This is a genomic window from Streptococcus sp. F0441, from assembly GCF_000314775.2.
In the GTDB taxonomy this organism is placed as follows: domain Bacteria; phylum Bacillota; class Bacilli; order Lactobacillales; family Streptococcaceae; genus Streptococcus.
Map to the genome: position 1 here is coordinate 759,378 of NZ_KB373321.1, position 15,190 is coordinate 774,567.

At 41.8% G+C, this 15,190-nt stretch carries 16 protein-coding genes and 3 riboswitches; of the genes, 15 read left to right on the forward strand and 1 reads right to left on the reverse strand.

The features are described 5' to 3' along the window. The first annotated feature begins 81 nt into the window (after positions 1 to 81). A riboswitch (TPP riboswitch) is annotated at positions 82 to 170 on the forward strand. Between the two features lie 218 nt (positions 171 to 388). The 8 genes from HMPREF9188_RS03560 (at position 389) to thiE (ending at position 6,684) form a co-directional block, all read left to right on the forward strand. Then, entirely contained in the window at positions 389 to 1,057 is a 669-nt protein-coding gene (locus tag HMPREF9188_RS03560; RefSeq protein WP_009729936.1) for a TenA family protein, read from the forward strand. 123 nt (positions 1,058 to 1,180) lie between these two features. Next, positions 1,181 to 1,269, forward strand: a riboswitch (TPP riboswitch). A 157-nt stretch (positions 1,270 to 1,426) separates the two neighbouring features. Continuing rightward, a complete protein-coding gene (locus HMPREF9188_RS03565; protein WP_009729937.1) occupies positions 1,427 to 1,987 on the forward strand; it encodes an ECF transporter S component in 561 nt (186 codons plus the stop codon). Next, positions 1,988 to 3,373, forward strand: a complete 1,386-nt coding sequence (locus HMPREF9188_RS03570) for an ATP-binding cassette domain-containing protein (RefSeq protein ID WP_009729938.1) — start codon at positions 1,988 to 1,990, stop codon at positions 3,371 to 3,373. A 1-nt stretch (position 3,374) separates the two neighbouring features. Continuing rightward, positions 3,375 to 4,025, forward strand: a complete 651-nt coding sequence (locus tag HMPREF9188_RS03575; protein ID WP_009729939.1) for an energy-coupling factor transporter transmembrane component T — start codon at positions 3,375 to 3,377, stop codon at positions 4,023 to 4,025. A 10-nt stretch (positions 4,026 to 4,035) separates the two neighbouring features. Further along, positions 4,036 to 4,728, forward strand: coding sequence for a thiaminase II (gene tenA, locus HMPREF9188_RS03580; RefSeq protein ID WP_000397225.1), 693 nt, complete (start codon positions 4,036 to 4,038; stop codon positions 4,726 to 4,728). A 3-nt stretch (positions 4,729 to 4,731) separates the two neighbouring features. Then, positions 4,732 to 5,256, forward strand: a complete 525-nt coding sequence (thiW, locus tag HMPREF9188_RS03585) for an energy coupling factor transporter S component ThiW (RefSeq protein WP_001244057.1) — start codon at positions 4,732 to 4,734, stop codon at positions 5,254 to 5,256. After that, positions 5,256 to 6,059: a hydroxyethylthiazole kinase gene (locus HMPREF9188_RS03590; protein ID WP_033588965.1), complete on the forward strand. Its 804-nt coding sequence runs from the start codon at positions 5,256 to 5,258 to the stop codon at positions 6,057 to 6,059. The genes thiW and HMPREF9188_RS03590 overlap by 1 nt, the downstream gene beginning before the upstream one ends. Beyond that, positions 6,052 to 6,684 carry a thiamine phosphate synthase gene (gene thiE / locus HMPREF9188_RS03595; protein WP_009729941.1) on the forward strand — a complete coding sequence of 211 codons (633 nt, stop codon included), beginning with the start codon at positions 6,052 to 6,054 and terminating at the stop codon, positions 6,682 to 6,684. Before HMPREF9188_RS03590 ends, thiE begins: the two co-directional genes overlap by 8 nt. A 48-nt stretch (positions 6,685 to 6,732) precedes the next feature. On the opposite strand, the gene thiD is transcribed toward thiE, so the two are convergent. Beyond that, entirely contained in the window at positions 6,733 to 7,524 is a 792-nt protein-coding gene (gene thiD, locus HMPREF9188_RS03600; RefSeq protein ID WP_009729942.1) for a bifunctional hydroxymethylpyrimidine kinase/phosphomethylpyrimidine kinase, read from the reverse strand. Positions 7,525 to 7,608: 84 nt separating this feature from the next. Next, positions 7,609 to 7,707, reverse strand: a riboswitch (TPP riboswitch). Positions 7,708 to 7,890: 183 nt separating this feature from the next. Here thiD and HMPREF9188_RS03605 point away from each other — a divergent pair. The 7 genes from HMPREF9188_RS03605 (at position 7,891) to manA (ending at position 15,183) form a co-directional block, all read left to right on the forward strand. Then, the gene (locus HMPREF9188_RS03605; RefSeq protein WP_009729943.1) at positions 7,891 to 8,286 is read left to right on the forward strand and encodes a CopY/TcrY family copper transport repressor; all 396 of its coding nucleotides are present in this window, start codon (positions 7,891 to 7,893) and stop codon (positions 8,284 to 8,286) included. Positions 8,287 to 8,296: 10 nt separating this feature from the next. Then, complete coding sequence (locus HMPREF9188_RS03610) at positions 8,297 to 8,668, forward strand: cupredoxin domain-containing protein (RefSeq protein ID WP_009729944.1); 372 nt, start codon at positions 8,297 to 8,299, stop codon at positions 8,666 to 8,668. A 9-nt stretch (positions 8,669 to 8,677) separates the two neighbouring features. After that, a complete protein-coding gene (locus tag HMPREF9188_RS03615) occupies positions 8,678 to 10,900 on the forward strand; it encodes a heavy metal translocating P-type ATPase (protein WP_009729945.1) in 2,223 nt (740 codons plus the stop codon). 326 nt (positions 10,901 to 11,226) lie between these two features. Further along, on the forward strand, positions 11,227 to 13,002 hold the full coding sequence (gene spxB, locus HMPREF9188_RS03625) for a pyruvate oxidase (protein WP_000191806.1): 1,776 nt from the start codon (positions 11,227 to 11,229) through the stop codon (positions 13,000 to 13,002). 154 nt (positions 13,003 to 13,156) lie between these two features. Next, positions 13,157 to 13,504: a VOC family protein gene (locus HMPREF9188_RS03630; RefSeq protein ID WP_001052665.1), complete on the forward strand. Its 348-nt coding sequence runs from the start codon at positions 13,157 to 13,159 to the stop codon at positions 13,502 to 13,504. 217 nt (positions 13,505 to 13,721) lie between these two features. After that, entirely contained in the window at positions 13,722 to 13,982 is a 261-nt protein-coding gene (locus HMPREF9188_RS03635) for a SemiSWEET family transporter (protein ID WP_001291473.1), read from the forward strand. Between the two features lie 256 nt (positions 13,983 to 14,238). Then, positions 14,239 to 15,183: a mannose-6-phosphate isomerase, class I gene (gene manA, locus HMPREF9188_RS03640; protein ID WP_009729946.1), complete on the forward strand. Its 945-nt coding sequence runs from the start codon at positions 14,239 to 14,241 to the stop codon at positions 15,181 to 15,183. The last annotated feature ends 7 nt before the right edge of the window (positions 15,184 to 15,190 follow it).

The following is a 15,190-nucleotide window of genomic DNA, read 5'->3' on the forward strand; positions in this document are numbered from 1 at the left end:
GAAACTATATAAATATATTTTCCAGTCAAATATCTTGCTAGGGCTTTCAAATTCTGTTATACTGGTCCAGTAATAAAATAATAAAGACATTTGGGGTGCTTTAGGCTGAGATGATACCCATTGAACCTGATACAGTTAAGACTGGCGAAGGGAAATGTGAAAAGGTTTTTTTCGTATGTTGAAGGAAACTGTCTAATCTTGTAAGGTAAACTCTAATTCTTAATTGTAATTGGGGTTTTTTTGTCTATATAAACTGGATAGGCTTGTTTAGGTAGCTCTCTGTAAATGCCCTCAATTTTCTTTAAAAGGATCAAGTGAAACTAGGATTTTGCTTGGTATCTCTTGGTGTTTTATTAATTACTAAGGAGTAAAGATAGGAGAAGTAAATATGGAAACACAAGACTATGCATTTCAGCCAGGTTTGATTGTTGGAGAATTATTAAAAAGCAGTCAGAAGGATTGGCAGGCTGCAATCAATCATCGTTTTGTCAAGGAACTTTTTGCAGGAACAATTGAGAATAATGTCTTAAAAGAATACCTAATTCAAGATTATCACTTCTTTGATGCCTTCTTATCCATGCTGGGTGCCTGCGTAGCCCACGCAGACCAGCTTGAATCCAAGCTTCGTTTTGCCAAGCAACTAGGTTTTCTTGAAGCAGATGAAGACGGCTATTTCCAAAAGGCTTTCAAAGAGTTAAAAGTAGCAGAGAATGAATATATAGAAGTGACTTTGCACCCTATAACAAAAGCCTTTCAGGAGCTAATGTATTCTGCTGTGTCTTCATCAGACTATGCCCATCTTTTGGTCATGCTGGTCATTGCAGAAGGTCTCTATTTAGACTGGGGTTCTAAAGATTTGGCACTACCTGAAGCCTATATTCATTTGGAATGGATCAATCTCCACAGAGGTCCTTTCTTTACAGAGTGGGTTCAATTTCTGGTTGACGAACTCAATCGTGTCGGGAAAGGTAGAGAAGATTTGACAGAATTTCAGCAACGCTGGAATCAAGCAGTTGCTTTAGAATTAGCCTTTTTTGATATTGGTTATGAATTATAGGACAGATTCAATACTTTTATGTAGATTAAAAGAATTAACAAACAAACTATATAAATATATTTTCCGGTCAAATATCTTGCTAGGGCTTTCAAATTCTGTTATACTGGTCCAGTAATAAAATAATAAAGACATTTGGGGTGCTTTAGGCTGAGATGATACCCATTGAACCTGATACAGTTAATACTGGCGAAGGGAAATGTGAAAAGGTTTTTTCGTATGTCGAAAAGAACTGTCTAATCTTGTAAGGTAAACTCTAATTCTCGTTTGTAATTGGAGTTTTTTTGTTTATCAAAAGAGGATAGGCTTGACGGCAAGCCTTTTGGTAGCTCTACTTGAATGCCCCACTTTTCTTTTAAAAAGGAGTTTTTTATGTTGAAAAAATGGCAGTTAAAAGATGTTATCTTGCTTGCTTTCTTATCTATCTTTTTTGGTGGCGTTTTTGTGGGTTCAGGTTATCTGTTTGATATTCTCACACTAATCTTAGCCCCTCTTGGTTTGCAGGCCTTTGCCAATGAAATCCTCTTTGGTCTCTGGTGTATGGCTGCGCCCATTGCGGCCATCTTTGTTCCAAGAGTCGGAAGTGCGACGATTGGAGAAGTGCTTGCTGCGCTTGCTGAAGTCCTTTATGGTAGCCAATTCGGTCTAGGCGCTCTGTTGTCTGGCTTGGTTCAAGGTTTGGGAAGTGAATTTGGCTTTCTTGTGACCAAGAATCGTTATGAAAGTTGGCTCTCTCTAACTGCTAATAGTATTGGGATTACCCTTTTTAGCTTTGTCTATGAATACTTTAAATTAGGTTACTATGCCTTCTCCCTTCCTTTTGTCCTTTCCTTGCTGGTGGTGCGTTTTATTTCCGTCTTTTTCTTCTGTACCATCTTGGTTCGTGCCATTGTCAAACTCTACCATCAGTTTGCAGCTGGAGGAAAGGCATAGATGGGCCTGGAATTAAGAGGGATTCAATCCCCAATCTTTTCGGAACCGATTGATTTTACTTTTCATGAGCAAGCCTTTACCTTGTTAGTTGGGAGCAGTGGTTCAGGAAAATCCAGCCTCTTTCAAGTCATTGCCCAAGTCAGTTCTCTTCCCTATAGTGGTCAAGTCCTGATAGATGGGACCCAGGTCAGTCAGCTTTCTATCGTCAAACGTGTCCAGACGGTTGGCATTCTCTTTCAAAATCCCAATCATCAATTTACCATGGAGAACTTGTTTGAGGAGCTGATTTTTACCCTGGAGAATATCGGCCATCCCGTTCAGGAAATTGATTCTAAAATAGCAGAGGTTGTCCAGCAATGTCGCTGCAAGGCGATTTTGCACCGTCCAATTCATCACTTATCAGGTGGGGAAAAGCAAAAGGCTGCTTTGGCTGTTCTCTTTGCTATGAATCCTAGGGTCTATCTCTTGGATGAGCCCTTCGCTTCCATTGACCGCAAGAGTAGGATAGAGATATTGGAGATTCTAAAAGAGTTGGTCTCTGATGGGAAGACAGTTATCCTGTGCGACCATGATTTAACGGACTATGAAGTCTATATCGACCATATGGTGGAGCTAAGAGATGGCCAACTAAGGGAAGTGTTTCAAATCCCTACCTCTGAGATGACAAAGGTTGCTTCAAAGGAAGTTGCTTCTAGTCCAGAACTATTCCATATGGATAGAACGACTTGTGAGCTGGATAAGCGCTCCCTCTTTTCAATTGCGGATTTTACATTCTACCAAGGAATTTCCTGTATCTTGGGTGACAATGGTGTCGGGAAATCAACCCTCTTTCGCTCTATTCTTCAATTTCAAAAGTATAAAGGGTGCATTACTTGGAAGGGGAAAGTCCTGAAAAAGAAAAAAAGTCTGTATCGTGATCTGACAGGTGTTGTTCAGGAAGCTGAGAAGCAGTTTATCCGAGTTAGTCTGAGAGAGGAACTGCAATTAGATAGTCCAGACTCTGAAAGAAATCAACGGATTCTCCAAGCTTTACGATATTTTAATCTGGAGCAGGCGCTTGATAGGAGTCCCTATCAATTAAGTGGTGGCCAGCAAAAGATTCTTCAGCTGCTGACCATCTTGACTAGTAAGGCCTCTGTGATCTTGCTAGATGAACCTTTTGCAGGTTTGGATGATAGAGCTTGCCATTATTTTTGTCAGTGGATTGTGGAGGAGAGAAATCAAGGAAGAAGTTTTCTGATCATTAGCCATCGTTTAGATCCCTTGATCTCTGTGGTTGATTATTGGATTGAGATGACTAGTCAGGGTCTCAGTCATGTGAAAGAAGTGACAATTACCAAACCACTCACATCTCAGAGTAGCAATATTCAAGGGGAGGTGAGATAGTATGATCAAAGTAGCAACCCAGACACCGATTATCAGTCTCTTCTTGCTGATTTTATCCTTGGAAACATCTTTCATTCCTTCGATTGCTCTGAATCTTTCGGTAGTCGCATTTTGTATTCTCTTTATGCTCTATTACCGTCGATTTAAAATGCTGGCTTGGATGCTTGTGCTCGCCCTTTTACCATCTTTTGCCAACTATTGGGCAATTCAGTTACATGGGGATGCTTCGCAGGCAGTGATGCTTGGAACGAGGGCCTTTGTGACCGTTTGTATTGGTCTTGTCTTTGTTTCCTCTATTTCCCTAAAAGAGCTTCTTTTGTACTTAGCTCAAAAGGGGTTATCACGGTCTTGGGCTTATGCCTTGATTGTGGTATTTAATTCCTTTCCCCTTATTCAGAAAGAAATCAAGTCCCTCAAAGAAGCTTGCCTATTACGTGGTCAAAAACTGCATGTTTGGTCGCCCTTGATTTACAGCAAGGTTCTGATGACGGTCTTTAGATGGCGCCATCTTTACCTGAGAGCTCTATCGGCGCATGGATATGACGAACATGCACAGGTGGAGAATAGTTATCGGACTTTTTATATTTCTAAAAAAACAAAATTAATCTACCTACTTTTCTTTTTATTGATTCAAACCGGTTTATTTTTATAAAGGAGTTATTATGGAATTTACAGATATTGCGATGGAATTATCCAGGGAAGTTTGGCAGGCTTCCTTTCATCACCCATTTGTATTACAGTTACAAGAGGGAACGTTAGAACCTTCTATTTTCCGCTATTACCTGATTCAGGATGCCTACTATCTGAAGTCTTTTTCAGAAGCCTATCACCTCTTGGCTGATAAGACTTCAAACGAGGAAATGAAAAAACTCTTGAAACAAAATGCCCAGAGTCTAGTGGATGGTGAGTTGTTTATCCGCCAACAATTTTTCAAGGAATTAGGAATCAGCGACCAGGAAATGGACGAGCAACCGATCGCTCCAACCTGTTATCATTACATTTCGCATATTTATCGACAGTTTGCAGAGTCAAACTTGGGCATTGCTTTTGCTAGTTTGCTTCCATGTCCTTGGTTATACCATGATTTGGGCAAGGCACTTAATCGCAAACCATCCCCAAATCCTCTTTATCAACAGTGGATTGAAACCTATATCACCGATGAGTTAGAACAACAGATTAAAGAGGAAGAAGAGCTGGTTAATCAACTCTATCGAGAAAGCAATGAGACGGACAAACAAAAAATGCTAGAGGCCTTCCATCGAAGTGTCCATATGGAAGCCAAGTTTTGGGAGATGGCTTACCAACATCAAACCTGGACAAGTGATTTGCAGTCCTTAGAAAAAGAGAAGAAATAGAAAATGAGAAACCACCAACTACAAGTTCACAAATTAACCATTTTATCCATGATGATTGCTCTTGACGTAGTTCTTACACCCATCTTTCGAATTGAAGGGATGGCACCGATGTCCAGTGTAGTCAACATTCTTGCAGGAATTTTGATGGGACCTGTTTATGCCTTGGTCATGGCTACAGTCACAGCCTTTATCCGTATGTCTACTCAAGGCATTCCGCCTTTGGCCCTAACAGGAGCTACCTTTGGAGCCCTCCTTGCAGGTCTCTTTTATAAGTACGGTAGAAAATTTTACTTTTCTGCCCTAGGAGAAATCTTGGGAACGGGGATAATCGGTTCCATTGTTTCCTATCCTGTCATGGTTCTCTTTACCGGATCTGCGGCCAAGCTCAGCTGGTTTATCTACACCCCTCGATTTTTCGGAGCAACCTTGATCGGTACAGCCATAGCTTTCCTCGCCTTTCGATTTTTGATCAAGCAGGAATTCTTTAAAAAAGTGCAGGGATATTTCTTTGGAGAAAGGATAGAATGATGCAGAAATTGACAAATCCTTTCCCTCTGGCAACCAGTTCCTTGATTCACTGTATTACCAATGAGATTTCTTGTGAGATGCTGGCCAACGGCATTTTGGCTCTGGGATCTAAACCAGTCATGGCAGATGACCCTCGTGAGGTTCTTGATTTTACTAAGCAAAGTCAGGCTCTCTTCATCAATTTGGGGCATTTGTCAGCTGAGAAGGAAAAAGCAATCCGTATGGCAGCTACTTATGCAAACCAAGCTTCTCTCCCAATGGTAGTAGATGCGGTTGGCGTTGCGGCTTCCCCCATTCGTAAGGGACTAGTCAGAGATCTTTTTGAATACAAGCCCACGGTCCTTAAAGGAAATATGTCAGAAATCCGAAGCCTTGTTGGTTTAAAGCACCACGGAGTTGGGGTTGATGCTAGTGCTAAAGATCAAGAAACTGAGGATCTGCTTCAAGTCTTGAAAGACTGGTGTCAGACCTATCCTGGTATGTCGTTCCTAGTCACTGGCCCCAAGGATCTCATCGTTTCGGAGAACCAGGTTGCTGTATTGAGGAATGGCTGTGCAGAATTGGACTGGATAACAGGGACAGGAGACCTGGTCGGAGCCTTGACAGCCGTTTTTCTCAGCCAAGGAAAGACTGCTTTTGAAGCTTCTTGCCTAGCAGTTTCTTATCTCAATATCGCTGCTGAGAGAATAGTTGTTCAAGGAATGGGATTGGAAGATTTTCGATATCAAGTTCTCAATCAACTCTCTCTCCTAAAAAGAGACGAAAATTGGCTAGAAGCCATCAAAGGAGACTTTTATGAATAGAGAAGCACTTAGACTGTATCTAGTAACCAATCGCTACCAAGATTCCTTGGAAAGCTTTCTTGAAAAAGTCGAGACGGCCTGCCGTTCAGGTGTTACCATCATCCAATTACGAGAAAAAAATCTCACCACCAATCAATACTATCAACTGGCAAAACAAGTCAAGGAAATAACAGATGCCTACCAAGTACCCTTAATTATCGATGATCGGTTGGATATCTGTCTTGCAGTCGATGCTGCAGGTTTGCATATTGGCGACGATGAACTACCAGTTTCGGTTGCCCGCAAAGTCTTGGGTCCTGAAAAAATCCTCGGTGTCACTGCTAAAACGGTTAAAAGAGCTCTCGAAGCAGAAACATCGGGTGCGGATTACTTGGGAACAGGAGCCATTTTCCCGACTACGACCAAGGAAAATGCGCCTATCACCCTGATTTCAACCTTGAAAACAATTTGCCAAACGGTCGCCATTCCAGTAGTTGCTATCGGAGGCCTGACGTCAGAGAATATTGACCAACTTATCGGCACGGGTATAGCTGGAGTAGCTGTCGTACGTGATTTGATGCAGGCAGAAGATATTGAGGCGAAAACACAAGCCTTTTTAACAAAGCTAGATGACATTGTTTCCTAATCAAAAACTCTCTAATTCCCTTAAAGTAGGAGCTAGAGAGTTTTTTTCTTAATCTTTAAAAGTTGTATGATTGACTGGTCCAGAACCATGTCCGAGTTGAGGAGCGTCTTGGATGGCTTTTGTGATAAAGGCCTTGGCCTTATCAACTGCCTGGTAAAGACTTCTGCCCTTGGCTAGTTCAGCTGTAATCACTGCAGCAAAGGTACATCCAGTACCATGGGTGTGACAGGTTTGAATTCTTGGGCTTTCCCAGACAAATTGCTCCTCCTTGGTAAAGAGGAAATCCTTTGCACCACCTTCAAGATGGCCACCTTTGATAACAACAGACTGAGGACCAAATTCTTTTAAAATCAGGCGACCAGCACGCTGCATGTCTTCTGGATCATGAATCGAAAAACCAACAATCTCTTCTGCCTCAGGAAGATTGGGAGTGATAATGGTTGCAAGGGGAAGCAGGTTTGTTTTTAGGAAGCTTCTCGCACTGGTATCAATCAGGGTATCACCGCTTGTTGCGACCATAACAGGGTCAAGGACATAGGGGCAGTCCATTTTTTTAAGGTAGGGTTGGATGATCTCCATGATCTCAGTAGTTGCCAACATACCAGTTTTTACAGCCTGAGGTTTGATATCCGAAAAGACACTCTCCAATTGAGCTTCCAGCATTTGGTTGGAGACGTGCTCGATTAGCTGAACGCCTCTGGTATTTTGAGCGACAAGGCTGGTGACAACGGCCATTCCATAGACATCTCTAGCTTGGAATGACTTTAAATCAGCCATAATGCCAGCACCGCCACTAGGGTCAGTCCCTGCAATGGTTAGAGCAACGGGTAAATAAGTCATCTAAAACCTCCCAACCAACTGAAGTTTGTATTCTTAAGAACAAGCTAGTCTGTTTGAGGAAAGTAATAGAAGACCAGCTAGTCCTCATCATCATTTCCACTTCCATCAGCTAGCATTACCTAGATTGAGTCAAAGGGATCTAACAGTTGTTAATCTCAGCTTTACGCACCCCTAGTGGTTGTTTTCTTTTTTCTACAGTATAGCATATTTTTATAGTTTATATAGTGAAATTTGACTGCAAATCTCTCATCAAATGCTTAAAATTCTATTTTTCAAAGAAAAGATTAATTTTATAATTGACAAATGTAGATTTTCGGAGTATACTAATAACTGTAATCGACAAATGTAGATTTAGGAGGTGTGATTATGCAGATTTCAGATGCAGAATGGCAGGTTATGAAGATTGTTTGGATGCAGGGAGAACAGACCAGCACGGATTTGATCAGGGTTCTGGCAGAGCGGTTTGACTGGTCCAAGTCTACAGTTCAAACCCTTTTGGCTCGCCTGGTTGAGAAAGAGTGCTTGACCAGGAAAAAAGAGGGCAAGTCCTTTATTTATTCAGCCCTTTTAACTCTGGATCAAAGTCGAGACTTGCTTGTCCAAGATATCAAAGACAAGGTTTGTTCTCGTAGGATGAAACAGTTAGTGGCTGATTTGATTATGGAATGTGATTTTACTCAGGCTGATTTGGCAGACTTGGAAACTGTGATTTCTGAGAAAAAAGCCAGCGCAGTTGCTGAAGTCAAATGTAATTGTATGTAAAGGAGATGTCATGTTAAATAGTATTGTAACCATTATTTGTATTGCCCTTATCGCGTTTATCTTGTTTTGGTTTTTCAAAAAGCCTGAAAAATCTGAACAAAAGGCCCAGCAAAAAAAGGGTTACCAAGAGATTCGAGTGGAGGTCAAAGGGGGCTATACGCCTGAGTTGATTATTCTCAAGAAATCAGTGCCAGCACGCATTATCTTTGACCGTAAGGACCCTTCACCCTGTCTGGATCAGATTGTTTTTCCGGACTTTGGTGTACATGCGGACCTGCCTATGGGTGAAGAGTATGTAGTGGAAATCACACCTGAAGAATCAGGAGAGTATGGTTTCTCTTGTGGTATGAATATGATGCACGGTAAGATGATTGTAGAATAGGAGAATGAGATGACTGAAATTGTAAAAGCAAGTCTTGAAAATGGTGTTCAAAAAATCCGTATCACGGCAGACAAAGGCTACCATCCAGCCCATATTCAGCTTCAAAAAGGAATTCCCGCTGAAATTACCTTTCATCGTACAACTCCTTCAAACTGTTATAAGGAAATTCTGTTTGAAGAAGAAGGCATCTTGGAACCAATCGGCGTAGATGAAGAGAAGACAATTCGTTTTACACCTCAAGAATTGGGTGAGCATGAATTCTCATGTGGTATGAAGATGCAAAAGGGAAGTTATACAGTCGTTGAGAAGACTCGAAAATCTTTGTCACTTTTGCAACGTTTTTGGATTACTAGCATCTTTACCCTGCCTCTTGTTTTCCTCATGATTGGGATGTTGACAGGGACTATCAGTCATCCAGTTATGCATTGGGGCACCTTTTTAGCCACAACACCTATCATGCTAGTGGCTGGTGGTCCTTATATTCAGAGTGCTTGGGCCAGCTTTAAAAAGCACAATGCAAATATGGATACCTTGGTGGCACTTGGAACTCTAGTAGCCTATCTCTATAGCCTAGTTGCTCTCTTTGCTGGTCTCCCTGTTTACTTTGAAAGTGCTGGATTTATCCTCTTCTTCGTTCTTTTGGGAGCCGTTTTTGAGGAAAAAATGCGGAAAAATACTTCCCAAGCTGTAGAGAAACTACTGGACTTGCAAGCTAAAACAGCAGAAGTCTTGCGTGATGACCGCTATGTTCAAGTCCCCTTGGAGCAAGTCAAGGTAGGTGATCTGATTCGAGTGCGTCCCGGTGAAAAGATTGCGGTTGATGGTGTTGTAGTCGAAGGTGTGTCCAGTATTGACGAATCCATGGTGACAGGTGAAAGCCTGCCGGTAGACAAAACAGTTGGAGATACCGTCATTGGCTCCACCATCAATAATAGTGGAACACTGGTTTTCAAAGCAGAAAAAGTTGGTTCAGAGACTGTTTTGGCACAGATTGTAGACTTTGTGAAGAAAGCCCAGACCAGCCGCGCACCGATTCAGGACTTGACGGATAAGATTTCAGGGATTTTTGTCCCAGCAGTTGTCATTTTAGCGATTTTAACTTTTTGGATTTGGTTTGTCTGGCTTGGGGCTAGCTTTGTGGCCTCTCTTCTTTATGGGGTAGCAGTTCTGATTATCGCCTGCCCTTGTGCCTTGGGACTTGCAACACCAACAGCCCTCATGGTGGGGACTGGTCGTAGTGCCAAAATGGGTGTTCTCCTCAAGAATGGAACCGTCTTACAGGAAATCCAGAAAGTCCAAACTCTCGTCTTTGATAAGACAGGAACTTTGACGGAAGGAAAACCAGTAGTCACTGATATCATTGGCGACGAGACAGAAGTACTTGGCTTAGCTGCCTCTTTAGAAGAAGCCTCTCAACACCCATTGGCTCAAGCTATTGTCAAGCGAGCGAGTGAAGCAGAACTTGAGCTTCATACTGTAGAAAATTTCCAAGCCTTGCACGGGAAAGGTGTTTCAGGGCAAATCAATGGGAAACAAGTCTTGCTTGGAAATGCTAAAATGCTAAATGGTATGGATATTTCGACCACTTATCAGGAGAAACTAGAAGAGCTGGAAAAAGAAGCTAAGACAGTTGTGTACTTGGCTGTTGACAATGAAATCAAAGGCTTGCTTGCCTTGCAAGATATTCCCAAGGAAAATGCCAAACTCGCCATCAATCAGCTGAAAAAACGTGGTCTCCGAACAGTTATGCTGACAGGAGATAATGCAGGTGTGGCGCGTGCCATTGCAGATCAGATCGGCATTGAAGAGGTCATTGCTGGTGTCTTGCCAGAAGAAAAAGCGCATGAAATCCATCAACTGCAAGAGGCTGGTAAAGTGGCCTTTATCGGAGATGGCATCAATGATGCGCCAGCCCTCAGTGTGGCGGATGTGGGGATTGCCATGGGTGCAGGAACCGATATTGCCATTGAGTCGGCAGGGATTGTTCTTACTCACAATGATTTGACAGGAGTTGTTCGTGCCTTTGATATGAGTAAGAAAACCTTTAATCGAATTCTGCTCAACCTCTTCTGGGCCTTTATCTACAATGTTATCGGAATTCCGATTGCAGCAGGAGTCTTTTCAGGAATTGGTCTCGTTCTCAATCCAGAACTGGCTGGTCTAGCCATGGCCTTTAGTTCTGTATCTGTATTAACCAGTTCACTCATGCTAAACTTTAGTAAAATAGACTAAAAGCGAGCTTGCTCGCTTTTTATACTCTTCGAAAATCTCTTCAAACCACGTCAGCTTTATCCACAACCTCAAAATAGTGTTTTGAGCAACCTGCGGCTAGCTTCCTAGTTTGCTCTTTGATTTTCATTGAGTATTATTATAAAACAGATATTAAAAACGTTTTCAAACTGTACTGTAATAGAGAATAAAAACTTCTGAGCACATTCTTAGGAGACCCAAAACAAATGTGGTAAAGTAGTAGAGTAAAAATTTGCTGAAACGTTTCCAATTAGTATATGAAAACGGATGAATCAAGTTTTAAAAATATTTGAAGGAGAGTTATCATTATGACTCAAGGGAAAATTACTGCATCTGCAGCAATGCTCAACGTATTGAAAACATGGGGCGTAGACACAATCTACGGTATCCCATCAGGAACACTCAGCTCACTCATGGACGCTTTGGCTGAAGACAAAGATATCCGCTTCTTGCAAGTTCGCCACGAAGAAACAGGTGCTCTTGCAGCGGTCATGCAAGCTAAATTCGGTGGCTCAATCGGGGTTGCAGTAGGTTCAGGTGGTCCAGGTGCGACTCACTTGATTAACGGTGTTTACGATGCAGCTATGGATAACACTCCATTCCTTGCTATCCTTGGATCACGTCCAGTTAACGAACTCAACATGGATGCCTTCCAAGAATTGAACCAAAACCCAATGTACAACGGTATCGCTGTCTACAACAAACGTGTAGCTTACGCTGAGCAATTGCCAAAAGTAATCGACGAAGCTTGCCGCGCTGCAGTTTCTAAAAAAGGTCCAGCTGTTGTTGAAATCCCAGTAAACTTCGGTTTCCAAGAAATCGACGAAAACTCTTACTACGGTTCAGGTTCATACGAACGTTCATTCATCGCTCCTGCTTTGAACGAAGTTGAAATCGACAAAGCTGTTGAAATCTTGAACAATGCTGAACGTCCAGTTATCTACGCTGGTTACGGTGGTGTCAAAGCTGGTGAAGTGATTACTGAATTGTCACGTAAAATCAAAGCACCAATCATCACAACTGGTAAAAACTTTGAAGCTTTTGAATGGAACTATGAAGGGTTGACAGGTTCTGCTTACCGTGTTGGTTGGAAACCAGCCAACGAAGTGGTCTTTGAAGCAGACACAGTTCTTTTCCTTGGTTCAAACTTCCCATTTGCTGAAGTTTACGAAGCCTTCAAGAACACTGAAAAATTCATCCAAGTTGACATCGATCCATACAAACTTGGTAAACGTCATGCCCTTGATGCTTCTATCCTTGGTGATGCAGGTCAAGCAGCGAAAGCAATCCTTGACAAAGTGAACCCAGTTGAATCTACTCCATGGTGGCGTGCAAACGTGAAGAACAACCAAAACTGGCGTGATTACATGAACAAACTCGAAGGTAAAACTGAGGGTGAGTTGCAATTGTACCAAGTTTACAATGCTATCAATAAACATGCTGATCAAGATGCTATCTACTCAATCGACGTAGGTGACACTACTCAAACATCTACTCGTCACCTTCATATGACACCTAAGAACATGTGGCGTACATCTCCACTCTTTGCGACAATGGGTATTGCCCTTCCTGGTGGTATCGCTGCTAAGAAAGACAATCCAGATCGCCAAGTATGGAACATCATGGGTGATGGTGCATTCAACATGTGCTACCCAGACGTTATCACAAACGTTCAATACGACCTTCCAGTTATCAACGTTGTCTTCTCAAATGGTAAATATGCCTTCATCAAGGACAAATACGAAGACACAAACAAACACTTGTTTGGTTGTGACTTCCCTAATGCTGACTATGCAAAAATCGCTGAAGCTCAAGGAGCTGTTGGATTTACAGTTGACCGTATCGAAGACATCGATGCAGTTGTTGCAGAAGCTGTTAAATTGAACAAAGAAGGTAAAACTGTTGTGATCGATGCTCACATCACTCAACACCGTCCACTTCCAGTAGAAGTACTTGAATTGGATCCAAAACTTCACTCAGAAGAAGCAATCAAAGCCTTCAAGGAAAAATACGAAGCAGAAGAACTCGTACCATTCCGTCTCTTCTTGGAAGAAGAAGGTTTGCAATCACGCGCAATTAAATAATTTCTCTCGTCGAAAATCAAATGTAAACTGTGTTATCTTCACCTTGCCGTACTTCAGTACTGCCTGCGGTTCGATGCCTTGTTTATTCTTTGATTTTCATAGAGTGGAACTTGAAAAGATCGGAGCAATCCGGTCTTTTTCTGGAGGATAATCAATGAATTTAAATCAATTAGATATTATCGTTTCAAATGTTCCCCAAGTCTGTGCTGACTTGGAGCGTCTTTTGGATAAAAAGGCTGATTATGCTGATGATGCTTTTGCTCAGTTTACGATTGGCAGTCATTGTCTCATGTTATCACAAAATCACCTGATTCCTTTGGACAATTTTCAGTCAGGAATCATTCTTCACATCGAGGTTGAGGATGTAGACCAGAACTATCAACGGTTGAAAGATCTTGGTATCACAGTTTTAAACGGCCCAGCTGTAACCGATTGGGGGACAGAATCCTTGCTTGTAAAAGGCCCTGCTGGCCTAGTGATTGATTTTTATCGTATGAAATAGGGCGCTTAATCATTTGAAGCTAACCATAATTATTCTTAATACAGAATGTGAGAATAGGAACTATTGAAAGATCGGAGCAATCCGGTCTTTTTCTGTTTCCTCTTTCTTATCACAAGATTGTGATAGTTTACATCTTCATAACAAAAGCTTCAAAGTCTTGATTGTTTTGAAGAAAGATTATAAAATATGATTCATAAAAATGAAAGAGGTTTTGAAAATGTCTGAAAAACAAATGAAAATTTTGGGCTGGGTAGCGACCTTCATGTCCGTTATGATGTATGTGTCTTACTTCCCACAAATCATGAACAACCTGGCTGGTCAAAAAGGAAACTTCATCCAACCCTTGGTCGCAGCCATCAACTGTAGCCTATGGGTTTACTACGGTCTTTTCAAGAAAGAAAGAGATATTCCCCTTGCGGCTGCTAATGCACCGGGTATCGTTTTTGGCCTAGTAACGGCTATCACGGCATTGATTTAAAAATAAGACTGGTCTCAGTCTTTTTTTGTACATAAAAATAGATTCTCAAGTAAAGGAAGTCTAATGAGAGTTGAGGAAAAAAGCCGTTGACAGCGAGCTTTCTGAGTGCTGCTTTAGAGGTTCCTCCATAAAGTAAAAGATTATTTCGTTACTATTTTTATAAAATCTTCTCCCTACTTTATAAGATGTGAAAAAGAGTTCAATTAGCGCTAGCTTTTTGCTATAATGAAGTGAGAAAAACAGACAGGAGAATAAGATGTCAGAACCATTATTTTTACAATCAGTTATGCAAGAAAAAATCTGGGGTGGAACCAAGCTACGTGATGAGTTTGGTTACGACATTCCAAGTGAAAAAATCGGAGAATACTGGGCTATCTCAGCCCACCCAAATGGTGTTTCTAAAGTTGCCAATGGTCGTTTTGAGGGAACAGACCTAGCTACTTTATATGCGGAACACCGTGAGTTGTTTGGCAATCGTCCAGAACCTGTATTTCCACTGTTGACTAAGATTCTAGATGCCAACGACTGGCTCAGTGTTCAAGTTCACCCAGACGATGCCTATGGACTAGAGCATGAAGGCGAGCTCGGAAAAACAGAGTGCTGGTACATCATCGCTGCGGATGAAGGTTCAGAGATTATCTACGGTCACAATGCCAAATCAAAAGAAGAACTCCGCCAGCAAATCGAGGACAAAAACTGGGATGCGCTGTTGACAAAAGTACCAGTTAAAGCTGGAGATTTCTTCTATGTACCAAGTGGTACCATGCACGCTATCGGGGCGGGTATCTTGATTCTTGAAACCCAGCAGTCTAGTGACACTACCTACCGTGTCTATGACTTTGACCGCAAGGACGACAAGGGCAACTTGCGTGAACTTCACCTTGAAAAATCCATTGATGTTCTAAATATTGGGGAGCCTGCTAATAGCCGACCTGTGACTGTCAAAGCTGATGACCTGCGTTCTACACTCCTCGTTTCCAGCGAGTTCTTCGCAGTTTACAAGTGGGAAATCACTGGCAAAGTTGACTTTGAAAAGACAGCTGACTACAGCCTGTTCAGTGTCTTAGCTGGTCAAGGCCAACTAACTGTTGACGGGAAAAACTATCCAATCCAAAAAGGCAGCCACTTTATCCTACCAAGTGATGTCGAAGCTTGGACCTTGGAAGGTCAAGGTTTGGAATTGATTGTTAGTCATCCATAAAAAAGAA

Excerpts from the sequence above, each read along its gene's own strand:
- HMPREF9188_RS03560 (WP_009729936.1), top strand. The coding sequence starts at position 389 with ATGGAAACACAAGACTATGCATTTCAGCCAGGTTTGATTGTTGGAGAA.
- HMPREF9188_RS03565 (WP_009729937.1), top strand. The coding sequence starts at position 1,427 with ATGTTGAAAAAATGGCAGTTAAAAGATGTTATCTTGCTTGCTTTCTTA.
- HMPREF9188_RS03570 (WP_009729938.1), top strand. The coding sequence starts at position 1,988 with ATGGGCCTGGAATTAAGAGGGATTCAATCCCCAATCTTTTCGGAACCG.
- HMPREF9188_RS03575 (WP_009729939.1), top strand. The coding sequence starts at position 3,375 with ATGATCAAAGTAGCAACCCAGACACCGATTATCAGTCTCTTCTTGCTG.
- tenA (WP_000397225.1), top strand. The coding sequence starts at position 4,036 with ATGGAATTTACAGATATTGCGATGGAATTATCCAGGGAAGTTTGGCAG.
- thiW (WP_001244057.1), top strand. The coding sequence starts at position 4,732 with ATGAGAAACCACCAACTACAAGTTCACAAATTAACCATTTTATCCATG.
- HMPREF9188_RS03590 (WP_033588965.1), top strand. The coding sequence starts at position 5,256 with ATGCAGAAATTGACAAATCCTTTCCCTCTGGCAACCAGTTCCTTGATT.
- thiE (WP_009729941.1), top strand. The coding sequence starts at position 6,052 with ATGAATAGAGAAGCACTTAGACTGTATCTAGTAACCAATCGCTACCAA.
- thiD (WP_009729942.1), bottom strand. The coding sequence starts at position 7,524 with ATGACTTATTTACCCGTTGCTCTAACCATTGCAGGGACTGACCCTAGT.
- HMPREF9188_RS03605 (WP_009729943.1), top strand. The coding sequence starts at position 7,891 with ATGCAGATTTCAGATGCAGAATGGCAGGTTATGAAGATTGTTTGGATG.
- HMPREF9188_RS03610 (WP_009729944.1), top strand. The coding sequence starts at position 8,297 with ATGTTAAATAGTATTGTAACCATTATTTGTATTGCCCTTATCGCGTTT.
- HMPREF9188_RS03615 (WP_009729945.1), top strand. The coding sequence starts at position 8,678 with ATGACTGAAATTGTAAAAGCAAGTCTTGAAAATGGTGTTCAAAAAATC.
- spxB (WP_000191806.1), top strand. The coding sequence starts at position 11,227 with ATGACTCAAGGGAAAATTACTGCATCTGCAGCAATGCTCAACGTATTG.
- HMPREF9188_RS03630 (WP_001052665.1), top strand. The coding sequence starts at position 13,157 with ATGAATTTAAATCAATTAGATATTATCGTTTCAAATGTTCCCCAAGTC.
- HMPREF9188_RS03635 (WP_001291473.1), top strand. The coding sequence starts at position 13,722 with ATGTCTGAAAAACAAATGAAAATTTTGGGCTGGGTAGCGACCTTCATG.
- manA (WP_009729946.1), top strand. The coding sequence starts at position 14,239 with ATGTCAGAACCATTATTTTTACAATCAGTTATGCAAGAAAAAATCTGG.